This window comes from Cellvibrio sp. (genome assembly GCF_039207905.1).
Classification (GTDB): Bacteria; Pseudomonadota; Gammaproteobacteria; order Pseudomonadales; family Cellvibrionaceae; genus Cellvibrio.
In genome coordinates this window covers 158,248-176,538 of sequence record NZ_JBCECX010000001.1, presented here as the reverse complement: position 1 = coordinate 176,538, position 18,291 = coordinate 158,248, and the positions used below count along the sequence as shown (strand labels likewise).

The following is an 18,291-nucleotide window of genomic DNA, read 5'->3' as shown; positions in this document are numbered from 1 at the left end:
GAAAGGCTGGCGCCGGCTCGATCCTTCGTGCGGCACCAGTTTTTGCGCCATCCCTGAATTTTTTCCTTAAAACTTATATTCCGCCGACACCATGACGTTTCGCGGCTCACCATACATTTCCACCGCGCCGTAATAAATGTCGTCGGCAATGGCTTTGTAGTAGGTTTTATCGAACAGGTTGTTAACGCGCGCATTGATGCTGAGGTGCTCAGTTGGTTTGTAGCCCACCATCAGATCAGCCAGGACATAAGCGGATTGTTTATTGCGCACAATCGCAGTGCCATTATCCAAGTCCTTATAAATATCACCCTGATATGTCGCACCACCGCCAATCCGCCACTTGTTCCAATCGCCGGGCAAGGTATAGGTGGTGTTGATTTTAAAGAGGCTTTCAGGATTCAAGGTGTTCAGTGTTTTGCCCTCATTGTCCGCTTCGGAATCGCGCACGTATTCAGCGTGAGAATAGGTATAACCGGCGCCCACTTCCCAACCCGCAGACAACTCACCTTGAATTTCCAGATCAATCCCTTCACTGCGAACCAAACCGGTTGCTTCAACACAGGCAACGCCCGGGAAGGTAGGACAGCCAGATTGATCCGCTAAGCGTTTGGCAAGGTTGGCTTGATCAATACGAAATATCGCGATGCTGGTGTTCAGCAAACCATCAAAATACTCGCCCTTTACGCCGAGCTCATAATTTTTTCCTACCACCGGCTTTAACACTTTACCGTTGATATCTTTCCCGTCCTGCGGCTTGAACACATCGGTATAACTTAAATAAGCAGAGTGATTTTTTTCAAAATCGTAAATCAATCCGCCGTAGAAGGATGGATTTTTATCTTCTTTTGTCTGCGACCATGGGCCGATATTTTCATACCAATCCAGTCGTGTGCCAGTAATCAGCTTTACTGAATCCGCCAGGTTCCAGCGCATAGTTACGTAGGTGCTTTTTTGTGAGACTTCAGCAGAACCTTCAGATTTGTAGGGACTGTCCGGATCAAACGATGGTTTGACCGGTGCGCTTGGGTTGGGATTAAACACATCATAATTAGATGAAACGCCGCAACTATAATCAAAGCAGTTAAAAAATTCAGTGTTGCTAACTTCCTCTTTATTGCTTGCCGCACCGAGCACCAGCTCGTGATTTCTGCCAAACAACGACACCAATCCCGATGCATAAAGGTCCGCACCTAATTGATCAGTTTCATCTTGCGCTGCCCAATAAATATGTGAGTAGTTACCATTCACCTCATCAGGCATTAACCAGGTTCCCAACACATCAGACACAGTATTCGAGCGCTTCACATTCAAGCGCAGACTCCAACTGTTATCAAATTGGTGATTGATACTCGCGTAAACTGCTTTTACATCCTGCGTTAAATATTCCCAGTCAGCAGCCACGAATGTTGAGCGCGGAACATCCAGATGTTCGCCCATTGGTGAAACAGGAATACCGCCCCACACCATATTGGTATCGGTATCAAGTGAAAGCAGGCCAAGATTAATCGTGGTGTTTTTGGTCACATCAAAATCAATTGTGCCGTACACCAGTTGGCGATCTTCTTTTTCTACATCGCGAAAATTTTCGCCGTCTTGCAGATAAGCCACCACACGGCCGCGAATACTGCCATCATCGGTCAATGAACCACTCACATCGGCAGAGGTACTAAAATCATTCCATGAACCAGCATTAGCGCTAATACTTGCCTGAAACTCTTCGGTGGGACGTTTGCGAATTAAATTCACCGCCGCCGCAGGATTGCCCGCCCCCTGCATCAATCCCGTTGAACCTCGCACGATCTCTGCGCGGTCATACATCGCAAGGTTCGCGAGCGGACTGGGAATATAAGAGCTGAAACTGCTGGAAATACCATCTTCAGTCACTGTCTCAATTAAAAAACCGCGCGCGTAAAATGCAGGGCGACCAGTGCCGTAGGAATTCACTGACAGGCCGGGCGTTTTTTCAATGACGTCCTGCATATCCACCATGCCTTCATCATCCATACGCTGACGGGTAATGACCGTTACCGATTGCGGAGTCTCACGCAAAGTTAAATTTAATTTGGTTGCGCTGTTCATCGCACCGGTAGTGTAGGAACCAGAATTTTCGGTGGTACTGCCCAAAGTTGCGGCGCTGACTTTTACCGATTGCAGCTGGCCGACTTCGCGTTTTTTCTCCAGGATTATTTTTTTGCCTTCGCTGACTTGATAAGTCAAACCGCTGTCGTTTAACAATCTTGCCAATGCTTCTTGCGGGGTAAAACTACCGCTTAAGCCCGGACTGGCTTTGCCTTGGGTTAACTGCGCATTACCGCTGATCAGCAAACCGGATTGCGCGGCAAATTCATTGAGTGCCGTCGCGAGTGAACTGGCGGGAATATTGAAATTTGTTTTGCTGGCAACCAATTGATTGGCGATAACAACTGATTCAGTTTGCGCCTGCGCTACGAGCGGTAAAAATGCACCGGCACAAATCAGGTGAATCCCCAGCGCAAGGGCATTAAACGATTTACCGGGAAAGGTTCTCTGGCGGGACAAGATGTGGTTGGACATGGTGTTAACAGGCTCCGGGATAAAATTAATTGTGTCAGTTGCCGGTTAAACCGCACGAGATCCAAAAAGGGGAACCTGAAAAATGAAAAAGAATGAAAATTATTTTGCGGTGATGTTTATCCACCAGGAAAAACGCCGCTCGATACGGATCGGCAACTGAAGCACCCTCGGTTGAGGACCAAGCGATTATTCTCGATACGTTGTTGCAGATAGACCCGATGCTTGGCCGCTTATCTAAAAATGCAGCCACCGCTTTTGTGATGTCGATGGTGTATGGCTATACCGGTGAAGAAATTGCGCGCGAGCTGGGTGTATCTGATCGCATGGTGCGCAAATATTTGGCGAGTGCGATGTTGCATTGCCTTGAGTGGGAAGCGCGGGAGTTGGCACAATGACGAGCTCCCTGCCCTCACACAAAGTATTGCAGCAGGCCGCCGAATGGTTTGCCTTGCTGCAGTTGGATGCGGACGATAAACAGCGTAGCGATTGGCAAGAATGGCTGGCCGCGCACGATGATCACCGTCGCGCATGGCAATATGTAGAAACCGTCAGCCAACGCTTTGAGCCGTTAAAATCCAGCTCTGCGCAACAGCCCGCCACCATCACCTTGCAAAAACTCCAGCAAAAAAATCTTGGTCGCCGTCAATTAATGAATGGTGCCCTGAGTGTATTTGGTGTGGGCGTACTGGGATGGTTTGGTTTACGCGCAACACCGTTGCCGGAATTGGCAATGGCATTAGCAGCAGATTATCGCACCGGCACTGGAGAGATACGCAATTTCACCTTGAGCGATAGCACCCGCGTTTGGCTGAATACCGCGAGTGCACTCAATGTGGATTACCAAACTGATCTGCGCCGTTTGCAATTAGTGCGTGGTGAAGTGTTGATCGACACCGCAAAAGATCCGCGCCCATTAGTTGTTGATACTGCTCAGGGACGGCTGCGTGCACTAGGCACTCGCTTTACCTTGCGGCTCGACAATAAACAAACATTGCTATCGGTTTACGAAGGCGCGGTGGAAATTACCACCGCTAACTTCACGCACATTATCAACGCGGGACAACAAACCCATTTCTCCAGCGAGGCGATGGAAAATATTACGCCCGCTAATGCCGCACGCAACGCATGGTCGCAGGGAATTCTGCTGGCCGATGATATAACGCTCGCCGAATTGTTTGCGGAGCTGGGGCGCTATCACCACGAGCATATCGGTATTACACCGGCGGCTGGCGAATTGCGCGTGTTGGGCGGTTATCCCATTAATGACCTCGATAAAACCCTGGCGATGCTGGCGTCAGCCTTGCCAATTCAAGTGAAACGCAGCATGAGTTGGTGGATAACAATTGATGCCGCCGAAAAATCACAGCAATAATTTTTTATAAAATCGGTTCCGCTTTCAGGTGTGCTGTTCGATTCATTGGGTGAACGTTTTATTTTTTCATCCATTAATACCAGGAATACCAGGAATACCTTCATGTCGTCCCCCACTTCCACTCATGCCCCGGCGCACAATCGCCGCCGCTTTGCTTGCCATCCATTGACCTTTGCACTTCACGCAATCTGGGTAGGCGCCGTTTTCAATAGCCCTTTCGCCCTGCAGGAAGCTCACGCGCAAGAAACACAAGTACAGCAAGTGCAAACACAATCGCAGGCCGTAAAAAGTTACGACATTCCGGCCGGGCTACTTTCTACCGCACTCACGCAATTTATCAGTACATCGGGTATTTATTTGGCAAGTTCGGCTGAACTCACCAAAGGTAAAACCACGCAGGGATTAAGTGGGAATTATTCAGTGGAAGCTGGATTGAATAAATTATTGGAAGGCACGGATCTCGAAGCAGTTTTGCAAAATGACGGTTACAAATTGCAAAAAAGTAATCTGGTAAAACTGACCTCAGTAAAAGTTTCTGCGCAGGGTTTAACGAATACCGAAGACAGCCACTCCTACGCCACCACTACCGCCACCTTTGGAAAAGGCATGACGCTGCGGGAAACGCCGCAAACGGTGAGCGTAGTCACCCGGCAGCGTATGGATGAGCAGGGATTACAGACATTAAACAATGTATTGGATCAAACTACCGGCCTTTCATGGACACAGGGGACTTCGGATAACAGCACCATCTACTCGCGCGGATTTGCGATTGGCTCGGTGCGATTGGATGGCGGTTCGCCCATGAGTTGGGAAGGCCCCGGTTACGTGAGTGGTTTCAATAATATCGATATGGCAGCTTACGACAGCATCGAAGTACTGCGTGGTGCCGACGGATTATTTTCCGGCGGCGGTGAACCCGGTGGCGTAATCAATCTGGTACGCAAACGCCCATCGTCAGAAAATCGTCTGCAAGTAAATGCAGCTGTGGGCAGCTGGCAACAATACCGGGCGGAGATGGATGTAACAGGTCCCTTAACCGAATCAAAAGCACTGCGCGGACGTTTTGTCGCAGTGTTGAATGATCGCGAATTTTTTTACGATACAGCTGAATCTGAAAAACATATGCTCTACGGCATCCTCGAATACGATTTGGCCGAAGCTACAACACTGACATTCGGCGGTATTTCCGAATCACGTGATGACAAACCATTCCGCAACGGCTTGATGCGCTACAGCAACGGCGCCGATTTGAAATTGCCACGCAGCACCTCATTTATTCCGGACTGGAATCGCCACGAAGTAAAAGAAGAACAATTATTCTCAAAAGTTGAACACCGTTTTAATGAAGACTGGACACTCAAATTGGATTCAACCTGGATGGAACGCTCACGCGATACCAAAGTGGGTGCAGTCACCACCGCAATTGATCCGGTGACGCTAAAAGGCAGCAGTTGGTTTGGTACTGTAGTTAACAATTCATCGGAACAACTGTCAGTGGATTTGAATCTTACCGGTCATTTTGATGCTTGGGGTTATCGCCACAAAGTATTGCTCGGCACTGATTATCAAGATGAAGAAGGACGTTGGGATTCACTCAGCGGCAATCTGTTCACCTCGGTTATTCCGTTTGATGTTTTCAATCCACCGAGCGTAAACATCGCAGAGCCGGAAACTCGCCTCGGTATTTTTGTTGATCCTATGGAGCGAACCCAAAACGGAATTTATGGTGCAGTGCAATTACAACTGCTGGATAAATTAAAACTCGTTACCGGCGGGCGCTACAACGATTACGAATACAACTTTCGCGAAACAGGCTCACGCGGTGAGACCATTACAAGATACGACGACTCAGGTGTATTTACTCCTTACGGCGGTTTGATTTACGACATCAATAATCGTGTGTCTTTGTACGGCAGTGTTGCGGAAACTTATGTATCCCAAGCTTCCCGTTTAAGCGGCCCACTTCCAGGCGAACCACTTGATCCTATCACCGGAAAAAATTTCGAATTGGGCGTTAAAAGTGATTGGTTGGAAAATCGCATTACTGCCTCGTTGGCGCTCTACCGTATTGAGCGCGAAGGTGAAGCCGTACGCGATCCCGATTACACCAGTGTGACTGATCCTGACGGCGGAAACTGTTGCTGGGTTGCTCAAGGAGAACGCCTAAGCAAAGGGATTGATGTGGAAATCAATGGAGAAATTTTGCCGCGCTGGCATTTATTTGCCGGCTACACCTGGAATGACAATGAAGATAAAAAAGCTGCAATCAAACGTTTCAGCTCTGTCACCCCCAAACATTTATTTAAACTCTGGAGCACCTGGCGATTTGATGGCAGCTTGTCCAAGCTGACACTCGGCGGCGGTGTTACCGCGCAGAGTTCGCAATACGTAACAGGTACAGTGAGATCACTTAATCCGATTACCGATGTTTATGATGGACCGACGGTACCGTTTGAATACACCCAATCGGGTTATGCGGTATGGAGTTTGTTTGGCGATTATCGTTTGACCGACAACTGGACAACATCGTTAAAAGTGAATAACGTTTTTGATAAAAAATATTATCAAACCATGGGCAGCAGCAACTCCAGTAACTGGTACGGCGAACCGGTGAATACCATGTTGACGTTGCGAGGAAATTTCTAAATAGCAAAAAAAACGCACATCCGGAATTATCCGGATGTGCGTTGGCTGCAAAACTACATTAAAATTTTCCGCGTAACGTCAGACCCAGATTGCGCGGCTCGCCATAGAAATTGTAGTAAGCACTGTTACCAACGGTTGAGTAGTAGGTTTTGTCGAACACATTGTTGAGGTTCAGCGTGGCAGTCCATTGCGGATGAACACGGTATTCAACAAAAGCATTCCACACTGAATAACCACTCTGGGTGAATTCATAGGGAGCAGTTGCACCAGGCTGACCATTTGCATCATACAAACGCACATTACCTTTAGCGTAGTTTTCCGATTGCGCAGTAACGCCGCCGCCAACACGCCAGTCAGACAAAGACGCCGGTAAACGCCAGCTGGTATAGAGCTTCAATAAGTGTTCGGGTGTTGCCGTACTGAAACGGCCAGTGCTTGCGCCGCGTTTGGTTTCGTTGTCATTCCAGGTGTAACCAAGGCTCATCCACCAATCACTTGTCAGCTCGCCACTAATTTCTGCGTCTACGCCCTCGCTAACGGCTTCACCATCATCCAGCCAACAACAATTGGACCCCATGTCACCGGGAGTCGATACATAATCGGTATCGCGAATGCCCTGCCCGTTGCGTTCAATTTTGTAGAGCGCCAGATACGTATTTAATTTGCCATTGGCAAAATCACCCTTGATACCCGCTTCATAATTGCGACCGGTAATAGGATCTAAAGGTGTGCCCGGTAATGGACCTTTCAAATTATTCGCCTGTGATTTCCATGTCTCACCAAAGCTGGTGTAGAGGTTCCAGTTTTCGTTGAGCGTGTACACCAACCCACCGTAAGGTGTGACGACATTTTTATCTTCGTGATAAGTATCTGTTGTACTTCTTACACTGCCATCCAAATTAAGTGGCTGATAAAAATAATTTTGTTCGTAACTGTTATTGCGCGCACCTACAATCAGTTTCAATGAATCAGTCAATGCGAAGCGACCAACACCATAAAAGCCGGTTTGCTCAATACCGTAAGCCGGTTGTTTGAAAAACGGCAGGAATAAATTGTCCGCGGGTTTAGGGAAGTCGTAAGGGGTAAAGGTGAAAATATTATTAATGGCATAACGCTCCGCCGTTTGCTCACCAACGGCTGTGCTCTCTACCTCTTGCCAGTTGCCACCAAATACCACTTCATGCCGACGGCCAAATAATTCGAAATGACCTTTAAGGGTTACGTCTACTGCCGTTTGATCGCTGGAGTATTGGTAGCGAGTCGCGGTTGAAGAACCGGCAGCAAACGTAATGGGATCAGCAGTGGAAGCAAAGTTGAGCCCAATGCGGTCGTTCTCAATACTGTTATCCACGAGATCCAGAGTGAATTCCCAATCCTCATTGAATTGTTGTTTCACTTGGGCAAACAGCGTCTCGACACGAGAGTCGTAAGTCGCCCACGAAGGTGCGATATAAGTGTCGCGCGGGAGATGCAGATCGCGGCCATCGCTGAAGCGAGGTAATCCGAACGCAGCATAAGGTTGGTTGCGATCATCATAACTACCGCCCAGAGTCAGCAAGGTAGAGGATGTAAGATCGAATTCGACAATGCCGTACGCCAAGGTTTTTTCGGTGTGGGCGACTTTTTCAAAGGTATCGCCATCTTCATAAGACAACACCGCGCGGCCGCGCACTGCACCATCGGCCAACAAACTACCGGATACATCCACTTCCGAACGATAACGATCCCATTCAGCCGCCGACAAAAGTGCGCTGCCCTGGAACTCGGTAGTCGGACGTTTGCGCACCAGATTCAAACTACCGCCTGGTTCACCGCTACCAGAGAACAAACCGTCGGCACCGCGCAATACTTCCACTTGCTCGAATTGGCTCAAGTCCGGCGTTACCGTCAAACCAAAACCGCGGAACATAGCCGCACCGCCATCAAGCTGAACGTTGGTGATCTCATAACCACGGGAATACCAGGTCGAATGAATCGACGAGCTTTTGGTGATAGTCACACCGGTCGCCTGCTCAAGTGCCTGATCCACCGTGGTCAGGTTCTGGTCGCCAAGGCGCTGGCTGGTGAGTACAGAGATGGATTGCGGCGTGTCTTTCAGTTTCTGGCCTTTGCCCCAACTAACCTGATCTGTGCCCCAGGAATTGCTGTCACCCGCGATGCTGGTGGAACTCACTTTTACACTTTTGAGCGTGGTGGGTTTGGTGCGCAGTACATAGTTGCCATTGCCGCGATCAACCGCTTCCATGCCGCTATCACCTAACAAACGGGCAAGTCCATCTGCCACAGTAAATTCACCTTGTAGGCCAGCACTACTCAGGCCGCGCATCTGGTCTGCTTCAAATGAAAGGTTGATATCAGCAGCGGCAGCAAATGTGGTGAGTGCAGTACCCAGCGGGCCAGCGGGGATTTGATAAGTGCGCTGCGCGATCTGGGCATCAGCTGCGGTAGCAATCATCGGCGTAGCAACGGCGCCAGCAAGGGCAATCCCCAAAGTCGCTGCGCGGATAAAGGCAACCGCCGGGCGCAGGGCGAAAAAGCCTGGGGAAACAGAATGGTTCATAACAAAAAATCCTCTTTAACTCTCGGGAGCAATGGGCGAAAACAGTGATGGACGAAGCGGAAAATCCACATCTATCCGGTTAGCCGTGCGAGAGAAAAAAAGAGCAACCCTGATCGATAAAATAATGAAAAACTATTTTGGTTCAACACTCACCCAATAGCGGGTGAAGTAGCGCAGCTTGATGGGTAATGAAGCGGCGAGATTATCGAGCAGCGCATCTGTGTCGTTTAAGCGGAAAGCACCGGAGAGTCGCATATCGGCAATCGATGCAGCACACACAATTTTACCTGGGCGATGACGCTCCAGCTCGGCAAGAAAATCCGCCAACCGCTGTTCAATCACCACCAACTTGCCTTGGCTCCAGGCGCCTTCCCCCACCGCAGCAGGAGTGACAGGCAAAACGCCAGATGCAGAAAAAGTCGCTTGCTGCCCCGCGTCCAGACGCACTACGGCACCTGCTGCGGGATGGATTTCAATACTGTCTTCCAGCACGGCCACGCGCGTTTGTCCTAGCTGGTAACTTACCGTAAAGCGCGTCCCCAAGGCGCGGATTCGCCCGTGGGAGGTGTGCACTTCAAACGGGCGACGATGCGGGTCTTTTGCGGTCTGGATAAGCACATCGCCGCGCAACAAATGTAGTTTGCGCAAGTTATCGCTGTACTCAATATCGACCGCAGAGTCGGTATTGATATCCAGAATACCGCCATCAGCCAAGACCACTTGCCGCCGCTCACCGGTACGGGTGCGATAGTCGGCACGCGCCCATTGCACGCCCGATTCAATTTGCGGGAAAAACGCAGTAAACGCACCAGCCGCAATCAATGCGCCCAATACTTTAACCGTGCGTCGCCGTTGAATTGTCGCGCCAGCTGTTGCCAATGTCGGCGCAGCGATATCTGCAGGCAGGCCAGTTAACCGGCGCTCCAGCGCCTCCATCCGCGTCCACGCCTGACGATGGGTTTCATCGGCCGCGAGCCACTGCTCCCATGCCTTGCGTTGCCCCGCACTGGAGTCATCGCCCAACTCCACATCATTGAGCTGAACATACCAACGCGCGGCAGCCTCCAGTGTCTCGGGTGACAAAGGCTCCAGGCGCGCGGCTTCATTCATAATACGCATCACTTGGTTGCTCAGGATTCAGCAATCAACAGGCACTGGGTCAACGCCCGCACCAGATGTTTTTTTACCGTGGTGATCGACACCCCCAAGCGCTCGCCGATCGCGGCGTAAGTCAGCCCTTCAAATTGCGCCAACACAAAAATCTCCCGGGTGCGTGACCCCAATTCATCCAACATCCGATCGATAGCCGTAAGGGTTTCAAGGATTAATGTGCGGGTTTCGGGAGAGATATCCAGCGGCTCTGGACGCGCAGCTAATGCATCAAGGTATGCAGCTTCTATGCGCTGGTGACGAAAACGGTCGATCAATAAACCATTAGCGATGGTTGCCAGATATTTGCGCGGCTCAATAATGCTGGCGGTATTGCGCCCCGCCAACACCCGCAGAAAGGTGTCTTGCGCAAGATCGGCAGCATCGTAGCGATTATCCAACTTGCGGCGCAACCAGCCCTGCAACCAATGATGATGATCTGTATAGAGCGTGCGAATAGATTGCGAATCAGCACCATCCCTAGCCAACCCACATTGTCCCGCGGTTTGGACGATCATAAAAATTACCACCAAATGAGAATTAATCGCATTTTATGGCATATAAAGTAACAAAGGCAATCAGTGAATCGAGGAATAGGAAAAACGGTACAGCAGTTATCGAAAAGAGACGCGCACCGTCTCTTTTCGATGCATTTTAACTAGAAGCGTGCGCGCAGACTGAGTCTCAGGTTGCGTGGCTCACCCCAGTAAACGCCATTATAAAAACCAACGTTGGTGTAATACTCTTTATCGAACAGGTTGTCGACATTCAGGTTGGCGCTAATCGAACTGGTGATTTGATAATTGATAAATGCGCTGGCCAATGAATAAGCCCCTTGCGAAATCACACCATTGCCAATTGAATTGGCAGGCGCACCACCCCAGCGGTTCGAGATTCCATCTTGCCAATTCAAGGCACCACCTAATGTCAAATCTTCCGCTCCTTGCCACAGGCTTCCCGGCAATGTGTAGCTGGTGGAGAGTTTTATCTGATGCTGCGGCACGTTCATCAATTCGCTGGAAATAGCGGAAGTAATGCTATTCACGTAGGTATAACCCCAAGAGAAATTCCAACTATCGGTCAGCAAACCAATTGCCTCTACTTCAAAGCCTTCAACTTTTAATCCCTGACCGGTAGCGATATAAGCAGTCAGTACTTTGAAGTCTTCCGGTTTTGCGCCATTGGCAATTGCCTGTTGCACACTCTGGTTGTATTCAATATCGGCTATCGCGAGGTCATCTTTTTCTGACCAGAAGGCTGCAAGCGACGTCAGCAGTTTTCCGTCATTCCAATCGCTCTTGATACCCAACTCGTAATTGAGTCCTATCTCTGGATCGAGATAGTCGTTGTCGCGATTTTTGCGGCTGGAAGGGTTAAACATATCCGCGTAACTGGCGTAGGCGGTGAAGCGCTCGTTGATGTCGTAAGTTAAACCTACATAGGGTGTCACCATGTCCTGTTTGCGCGGGTCAGAACTCAGCGCTTTTGGTGTACTCGCGGTCCAGGCTTTTGCTTCGTATTCGTAGTCCGTCATCCGCAGACCAACAATCAAATTCAGCGGGTCTGCCAGATTAAAGCGGGCCGTAGTGTAGAAACCGTAGATATCCGTAGTGGTTTCACTGCCAGCGCCATTTTTCACATAAGTCGGCTCGGGAATATCACCTTTCCAGTCGTGGTAATTTGGAATTTGCGCGGGATATTTCACATCAGTGGTGACATTGTCGGTAGTGCTAGTGGAAGTAAAACCGCTATAGCCCGCGATAACTTCATGCTTGCGCCCGAACAATTCAAAAGGGCCGGACGCATACAAATCAAGATTCAACTTTTCGTTTTCGCTGTAAGGATAAATCCCGGTCCAGAGCGACAAACCGGCACCGGTGGCAGGATTGGGGAAACCACTGCCGCCGTAAGCTACCAACCAATCCGATTCCGACGTTGTTGTTGATACCACACCTTTCACTAACCACTCATTGTCGAATTCGTGCTGCAATTCGGCAAACCAGGTTTTATCGGTTTCGTGGATGCGGCTCCAGTCGGTCGTCAAACTAAAATTGCGCGGCATATTTGCAAGGCTGCCATCCTGATTCCAGTAAGGTACTGTGCCCCAGGTTGAACCTGTGGGATTGTTTTTTTGATGCTGATAACCCAGAGTCGCGAGCGTGTTCTCGCCCAGATCAACCTCGATAATTGCCATGCCGATGGTTGAATCCAAGTGGTAATAATCCATATAGGAATCTTCATCTGTATCGGCAATCATTGCGCGGCCGCGGATACTGCCGCTGCTGTTGAGCGATGAAGACACATCCGCTTCCAGACGGCGGTGATCCCAACGACCAACACTAGCGCCGAAGTTAGCTTGAAACTCCGCCGTTGGGCGTTTGCGGATCATATTGATGGTTGCTGAAGGATTGCCGGTAGAACCCATCAAGCCGGTAGCCCCTTTAATCACCTCAACACGATCAAAAAAGAAATTGTCAAAACGCGGGCTGTTATCGCCCACCGGTAGGCCATCAATTTGGCGGTTGGTAATGGCAAAGCCACGGGAATAATAAGCCGAACGCTCACTGTCCAAACGGGTGGTATAAACACCGGGAGTAGCATTCAGAATATCTTCAAGAGTACTCAAGCCACGCAAATCCATTTGCTCGCGGGTGATCACACTCACCGATTGCGGAGTCTCTTTCAGATCCAAGGTCAAACGCGATGCTCCGCGCGATTTCTTCACTGCGAAAGAGCCGGAGTTTTCCGTAGTCGCATCATCAGCATCAGCTTCCACTTTTACCGCTTTCAGCTTGCCGACATTGTCGGGCGCAGGATCAGCAGCGAAGGTCAAACCTGCCGAACCGGCAGATAAAGCGAGCAACAGAGGGATTGATAGTCTTGAACTCATAATGACAAAACCTTTCAAATGAAAAATATTCCTATTTAATAGCGGCGCGCACTTTAACAGGACTAGTTCATGTAGAAAAGCGATTTGATAGAAGAATCTGCAATCCATCAGCTCGTCTAAAAAAGCAGATTTTTGGGAGAAAAGGTACGGACTATCGCGATCGTTTTAAGCCAATCGTATGGGGAGCATCCATCCCTGGACGCGATATTGAAAACTATCAGTTAAAACTCAACCGTTGCCGAAAGCGACAAGGTGCGCGGATCACCTATACGCGTACCGTTGAACCCATTCCAGTAATGCTCATTGGTGATGTTGTGCAAATCCGCACGCAATGTGATCAACTTTTCCGACACATTCATTTGGTAGCGGGTGCCGACATCAAACAAGGTGTAGCCAGGCACTTTGTCTAGATTCATATCATCACCATAACTAGCGCCGTTGTGATTTACAGCAAAGGAAACACTGAGGTTGCGCAGCGTAGGAATGGTGTATTCAAGACGCGCTTTCGCAATTTTTTTAGCAACATCAATAGGCGCTTTGCCTTCTATCGCTGGTTTTTGTCGTTGATTTTTCACTTCCGGATCAAGCCAGGTAAAACCGCTGATCAGATTGAGGTTTTCAGTCAGGTTGCCCATCACCGTGACCTCGATCCCATCATGGATTTGCAGACCGTCTTGCACATACTCAGGTGCAGCAGGGACGTTGATGTAGTACTGCAAGCCTTTTTCGATGCGGAATAGCGCGGCATTTATCTCCAATTCGCCGACGCTGGTTTTCATCCCGATTTCAAATTGCTCGCTGGTTAGCGGGTCAAATGATTTTCCACCATTCACTACTTTTACCGCGGTGTTATTGTAGAACTCCGGCACCACAGCTCCAGCTTCCAATCCTTCGATATAGCTTACATAAGTAGTGATCGATTCTACTGGCTTGAACAATACGGATACGGATGGCGTGAGCGCAGACTCATCGTAACCCGTGCCGGTTTTTTGGGTGATAGTTGTTTGGGCTGCACCCAGGAGCGCCGACCACTGCTCATTGAACGTGATGTCATCCCCAATAATCAGGCTGCGATATTCGGTGTTGCTACTAAGCGTGATCTTGCCGCGATTGACTTGTGCCACGTTGGTTGGGCGAGATATGTACGATGGGGACGTCATAGGCTTGCCAGTAATATTGATATTCGCAGCGCTGGCACCGCCGGTGTAGCGATATTGAAAACTGTCGCTGTATTGATAGCCGGTGGTGAGTTTGTGCGCGACTGAGCCGGTGTCGAACAATACATCGAGATAAAGCGCGGTACCTGAATCCTTTTGGTCGCTGAGCAACGTGTCCAAGCCCGGAGTATAAACACCGCTAATTACCTGGCTGTAAGTGCCATTGGCGGCGATGGTATTGCTGGTGCTTTCCGAGCCACGCGAACCGCGGTTATCGATGTAAGCGCCGCGCAATGATACGTTTTCGCTGATTTGCCACTTCAAGTTGGTGCCGTAACGATTGTAGTCATACCAGCGATTAGTCCAGGGTTGGCCCCAGGAAATATCGTTATCAATAATGGACGCTGACGGGCGTTTAACGCCGTTGGCAAAATACCAATAGGTTTGCGAGCCGTTCACATCGTAGGTGTAATCCATCGCGTGAATTTGCACCCAGAAATCTTCAAACAAATAACCATCAAACGCGAGGCTGTAGAAAGTTTTTTCGACTGCCTGATTTTTGATAGAGCCATCACCACCCTGCTCTACCGCGTTGACGCGATAGCCGTACTTGCCTTCGCTATCAAACTTGCCACCAAAGTCGCCGTGAACGTTCCAACTGTTGCCACCGAGGCTACTCAAGGTCACCTGATTTAAACGCTCTTCGGTCGAACGCTTGGTCACGTAATTGGTAACGCCGCCAACGTTGTTCGCGCCATACAAAAAGCCCGACAATCCGTTAAGAATTTCGATTCGTGCAGTGTCTTCCATAGTCGCACTGTGGTTGTATTGATCATCGGGTACACCGTCGCGATAGGAGCGCTGCACCGAGAAGCCGCGCATCATAATTCGCGGTTGGTTGTTCTCGTGTTGTGCGCGCATCAATTGCGTAGTCGGGTTCACGCGGTAAATCTGGTCAGGCGTGGTCGCCTGTAAGTTCTCGATCAATTCCTCTGAAAACACATTTACCGAATAAGGCGTGTCTTGCAGGCTGCGCCCTTCCCAAGCGCCCACACCGGACACGGTTTCGGTGCGATAACCATTATCAGCGCCACCATCCGTAGCTTCTGCTGTTACTTTTACCGCTTTCAGTCGCGCGGCAGTTTTCGCTGTTTTTTCGTTTGCTTGCGCATCGTCTTTCGCGGAATCGGCCAAGCTCAATGGGCTGGCGGATATACCGGCGACGAACAAGCCAAGGCTCGCATAACGCAGCGCGCGGGTGAGTGGATGGATCTGATGCAATCTGCTGAGAGATTGGTGGCGCATGAATATTCCCCAAGTGGATGATTAACAGGGCGCCACCTTACCAATAATGATATAAATTCTCAATTAACAACAATACGCATTTTCAGAAAATAACGGGGGAAGACAATACTCCGCCCGGGATGAATAGATGTGACTCATCCAGGACGGAGGTAGTTAGGGGAAGTTGTGCGCAGGAATACTTAGAAATCCACACTCGCGGACAACAACAAGGTTCTTGGTGCCCCCATAGTGAGGAAGCCGCGCGATACCGAATTCCAGTAACTTTTGTCGGTGACGTTCATGACATTGGCGCGCAGGGCAAGTTTTTTCCCTGCCAGCGTGGTGGTGTAACGCGCGCCCAAGTCGAGTGTTTCCCAGCCGGGAATACTCTGGGTATTACCCACGTCGGCCTGTGCGCTACTGAAAGAGTTAACTCTGCTGGTGAGTGTCAAACCGGCGATGCCCGACACATCGTATTCGGCATTCAGCACGATATTGGTTTCAGGCACTCCGACTGCATCTTTGCCATCATTGATGCCGCCCTGGGTGCGGGTTTGTTTGGCATCAATCAAGGTGACGCCGCCAATCAAACGCAAACCTTCGATTGGTTGCCCGAAAGTCGACAACTCAAGTCCGCGATTAAGTTGTTCACCATCGGCGACAAAAACATTGCCTGAATTAATCAGTGTTGAGGGCAGTGAAATTTCAAATACAGCGCCGGTAAAACCAAAGGTTCCCGCATCATATTTCACACCCGCTTCCTGTTGTTTGGTCACAGTAGGCGGCAGCATTTCGCCCTGATTAGCGGTTCCGTTCGGAGCGTTGGTGCCTTGCGCCAAACCTTCACTGTAATTGGCATAAAAAGAGTAATTGCCGTGCTTTACCAAGAACGCGCCAGTGGGTGTTAATTCGGACTCATCGTATTCGCGGGTTTTGATTCCGCCAGAAAAAATGCCGGCGTAAATTTTCTGTTCGCGCACACCAAGGGTTAACAATATTTTGTCATCAGCAAAACCCAAAGTATCCATTACACCAATGCTGCTGGGTTGCACATCGCCGTTTTGCGGAATTACACCGTAAGTTAATGTGGGCTCTGGCAATTGCGCTGTTACGTAAATATTGCCGGTGTATACCGGAGTTGCATGCAGCGTTGAGCCGTAGGATTGCCGCTCAAAATCCGTGTAAGAAATTGCGTATTTGTGGCTGACGCTGCCGGTGTGAAATTCACCGCGCAACCCTAGATCATAAGTCTCGCTTTCGTAGGAGCCGCGAAAACCGCCAACACGCGCAGTGAAGTCGCCAGCTGAATTAATAATCCGGCGCATTTGCGATGCAGCGTAAAAATATTCTTCATCGCCCTGCCCTTTGCCGTAATTGAGATACGCGGTCGCCAGCGGCGAAAATTCGTAGGCTACTTGCGCCATTAGATAATCGGCATTGGTATCAATAAACTCCCACTCATTCGCAAAATTGTGGGTGTTGTCCAATGCCTTCGGCAGTGCAAAACCGGGGTTGTAAACCATGTTGGCCGTTTGGCCATTGGTCTTGCGTTCCTGTGTCGTCAGGTCGATGCTCGCCGTTAATTTTTCGCCGCGATAATCCAGCGCCAGCGCGCCGTTGAGCATGCGGTCATCCTGATTATCGATAGGTGTATCGCCAGAGCGGGATAAGAGATTCGCGCGAGCACCCCACGCATTATCGGAACCAAAACGACGGCCGACATCCAAATGCGCGCCCAACTGGCTATCCGAAATATAACTGCCGGTCAGCCTCGCCAAAGGAGTATCCAGCGCGCGCTTGGTCACCAGGTTTACGTTGCCGCCCACCACCCCAAAAGGAGTCATACCATTGAGCATGGAGGCAGGGCCTTTTAGTACATCAATCCGCTCGTAAAACTCGGGCGTAATGCGGCGCTGCTCGGTCATGCCGTAGAGCCCATTCACGCCCACCTGATTCACAAACAGCGGCAAACCGCGAATGATGTAAGTCTCGGTATCGCCATATTCCGCTTGCGCGCTGCGTACGGAGGGATCGACGTTAATGATGTCCGCCACGCGGCGCGCCTGTTGGTCGCGCACAAAAGATTCGGTAAAACTTTGGGTGCTGAACGGCGTTTCAAATACATCCAGATTACCCATGATGCCGACGCGGCTGCGGCTCGCAACTTGTCCACCGGCGTAAGCTTCAGATACCGCAGCGCGATCAGCCGCCGCCGTCACTTTTACTGCACGCAACACGCCGACACTTTTGGGTTGGACAACAATCGAATAACTACCGTCTGCCGCTGCGGTTGCTGAAAGGCCGGAATTTGCCAACAACAAATCCAATGCTTGCTGGGCAGAATAATTGCCGGTAACCGCAGGTGCTTGCTTGTTATTAACGAGCGCAGGATCGACTGCCAAGGTGATGCCGAGTTGTCGCGCCAAGGCATTCAACGAGGATGACAAAGGGCCGGCAGAAAGATTGATACTGTGCTGCGCTTGCACACTGGATGAAGCAGCATTAGCAGTTTGAGCATCAACGTTTTGAGCGCTGGCGTTGACGGCTCCGAGCGTAGCTATCGCACAGGCAAGTAATGAAACAGTGAAGAGACGGCAGTTCGGCATGGATGAGTTCCTGGAAGTTTTGTGGTCACTTCTATCTATGCCGAACCAGTCGCAAAAGAGAGTAAAAATAATTC

The 18,291-nt window shown here is 50.0% G+C and carries 10 protein-coding genes; 3 read left to right on the top strand and 7 right to left on the bottom strand.

The window, feature by feature from the left end; translation table 11 throughout:
* Positions 1-66: 66 nt before the first annotated feature.
* Positions 67-2,553 (bottom strand): TonB-dependent siderophore receptor, encoded by a 2,487-nt coding sequence (locus tag AAGC78_RS00700; RefSeq protein WP_435782099.1) that lies wholly within the window; start codon positions 2,551-2,553, stop codon positions 67-69.
* Between the two features lie 218 nt (positions 2,554-2,771).
* On the opposite strand from AAGC78_RS00700, the gene AAGC78_RS00695 reads away from it, so the two are divergent.
* The 3 genes from AAGC78_RS00695 to AAGC78_RS00685 all read left to right on the top strand — a co-directional run bounded on the left by AAGC78_RS00695 (position 2,772) and on the right by AAGC78_RS00685 (position 6,571).
* Complete coding sequence (locus AAGC78_RS00695; protein WP_435782098.1) at positions 2,772-2,948, top strand: sigma factor-like helix-turn-helix DNA-binding protein; 177 nt, start codon at positions 2,772-2,774, stop codon at positions 2,946-2,948.
* Positions 2,945-3,925, top strand: coding sequence for a FecR domain-containing protein (locus tag AAGC78_RS00690; RefSeq protein WP_435782097.1), 981 nt, complete (start codon positions 2,945-2,947; stop codon positions 3,923-3,925). The genes AAGC78_RS00695 and AAGC78_RS00690 overlap by 4 nt, the downstream gene beginning before the upstream one ends.
* Positions 3,926-4,027: 102 nt before the next feature.
* The gene (locus AAGC78_RS00685; RefSeq protein ID WP_435782096.1) at positions 4,028-6,571 is read left to right on the top strand and encodes a TonB-dependent siderophore receptor; all 2,544 of its coding nucleotides are present in this window, start codon (positions 4,028-4,030) and stop codon (positions 6,569-6,571) included.
* Between the two features lie 58 nt (positions 6,572-6,629).
* Here the strand turns inward: AAGC78_RS00685 and AAGC78_RS00680 are convergent, their stop codons facing one another.
* The 6 genes from AAGC78_RS00680 to AAGC78_RS00655 all read right to left on the bottom strand — a co-directional run bounded on the left by AAGC78_RS00680 (position 6,630) and on the right by AAGC78_RS00655 (position 18,217).
* Positions 6,630-9,131, bottom strand: a complete 2,502-nt coding sequence (locus tag AAGC78_RS00680; RefSeq protein WP_435782095.1) for a TonB-dependent siderophore receptor — start codon at positions 9,129-9,131, stop codon at positions 6,630-6,632.
* Between the two features lie 132 nt (positions 9,132-9,263).
* Positions 9,264-10,250, bottom strand: coding sequence for a FecR domain-containing protein (locus AAGC78_RS00675; protein ID WP_435782094.1), 987 nt, complete (start codon positions 10,248-10,250; stop codon positions 9,264-9,266).
* 11 nt (positions 10,251-10,261) lie between these two features.
* Positions 10,262-10,798 carry a sigma-70 family RNA polymerase sigma factor gene (locus AAGC78_RS00670; protein ID WP_435782093.1) on the bottom strand — a complete coding sequence of 179 codons (537 nt, stop codon included), beginning with the start codon at positions 10,796-10,798 and terminating at the stop codon, positions 10,262-10,264.
* Between the two features lie 140 nt (positions 10,799-10,938).
* Positions 10,939-13,170, bottom strand: a complete 2,232-nt coding sequence (locus tag AAGC78_RS00665; RefSeq protein ID WP_435782092.1) for a TonB-dependent siderophore receptor — start codon at positions 13,168-13,170, stop codon at positions 10,939-10,941.
* A gap of 221 nt (positions 13,171-13,391) precedes the next feature.
* Positions 13,392-15,632, bottom strand: coding sequence for a TonB-dependent siderophore receptor (locus AAGC78_RS00660; protein ID WP_435782091.1), 2,241 nt, complete (start codon positions 15,630-15,632; stop codon positions 13,392-13,394).
* Positions 15,633-15,811: 179 nt separating this feature from the next.
* On the bottom strand, positions 15,812-18,217 hold the full coding sequence (locus AAGC78_RS00655) for a TonB-dependent siderophore receptor (RefSeq protein WP_435782090.1): 2,406 nt from the start codon (positions 18,215-18,217) through the stop codon (positions 15,812-15,814).
* Between the last annotated feature and the right edge of the window lie 74 nt (positions 18,218-18,291).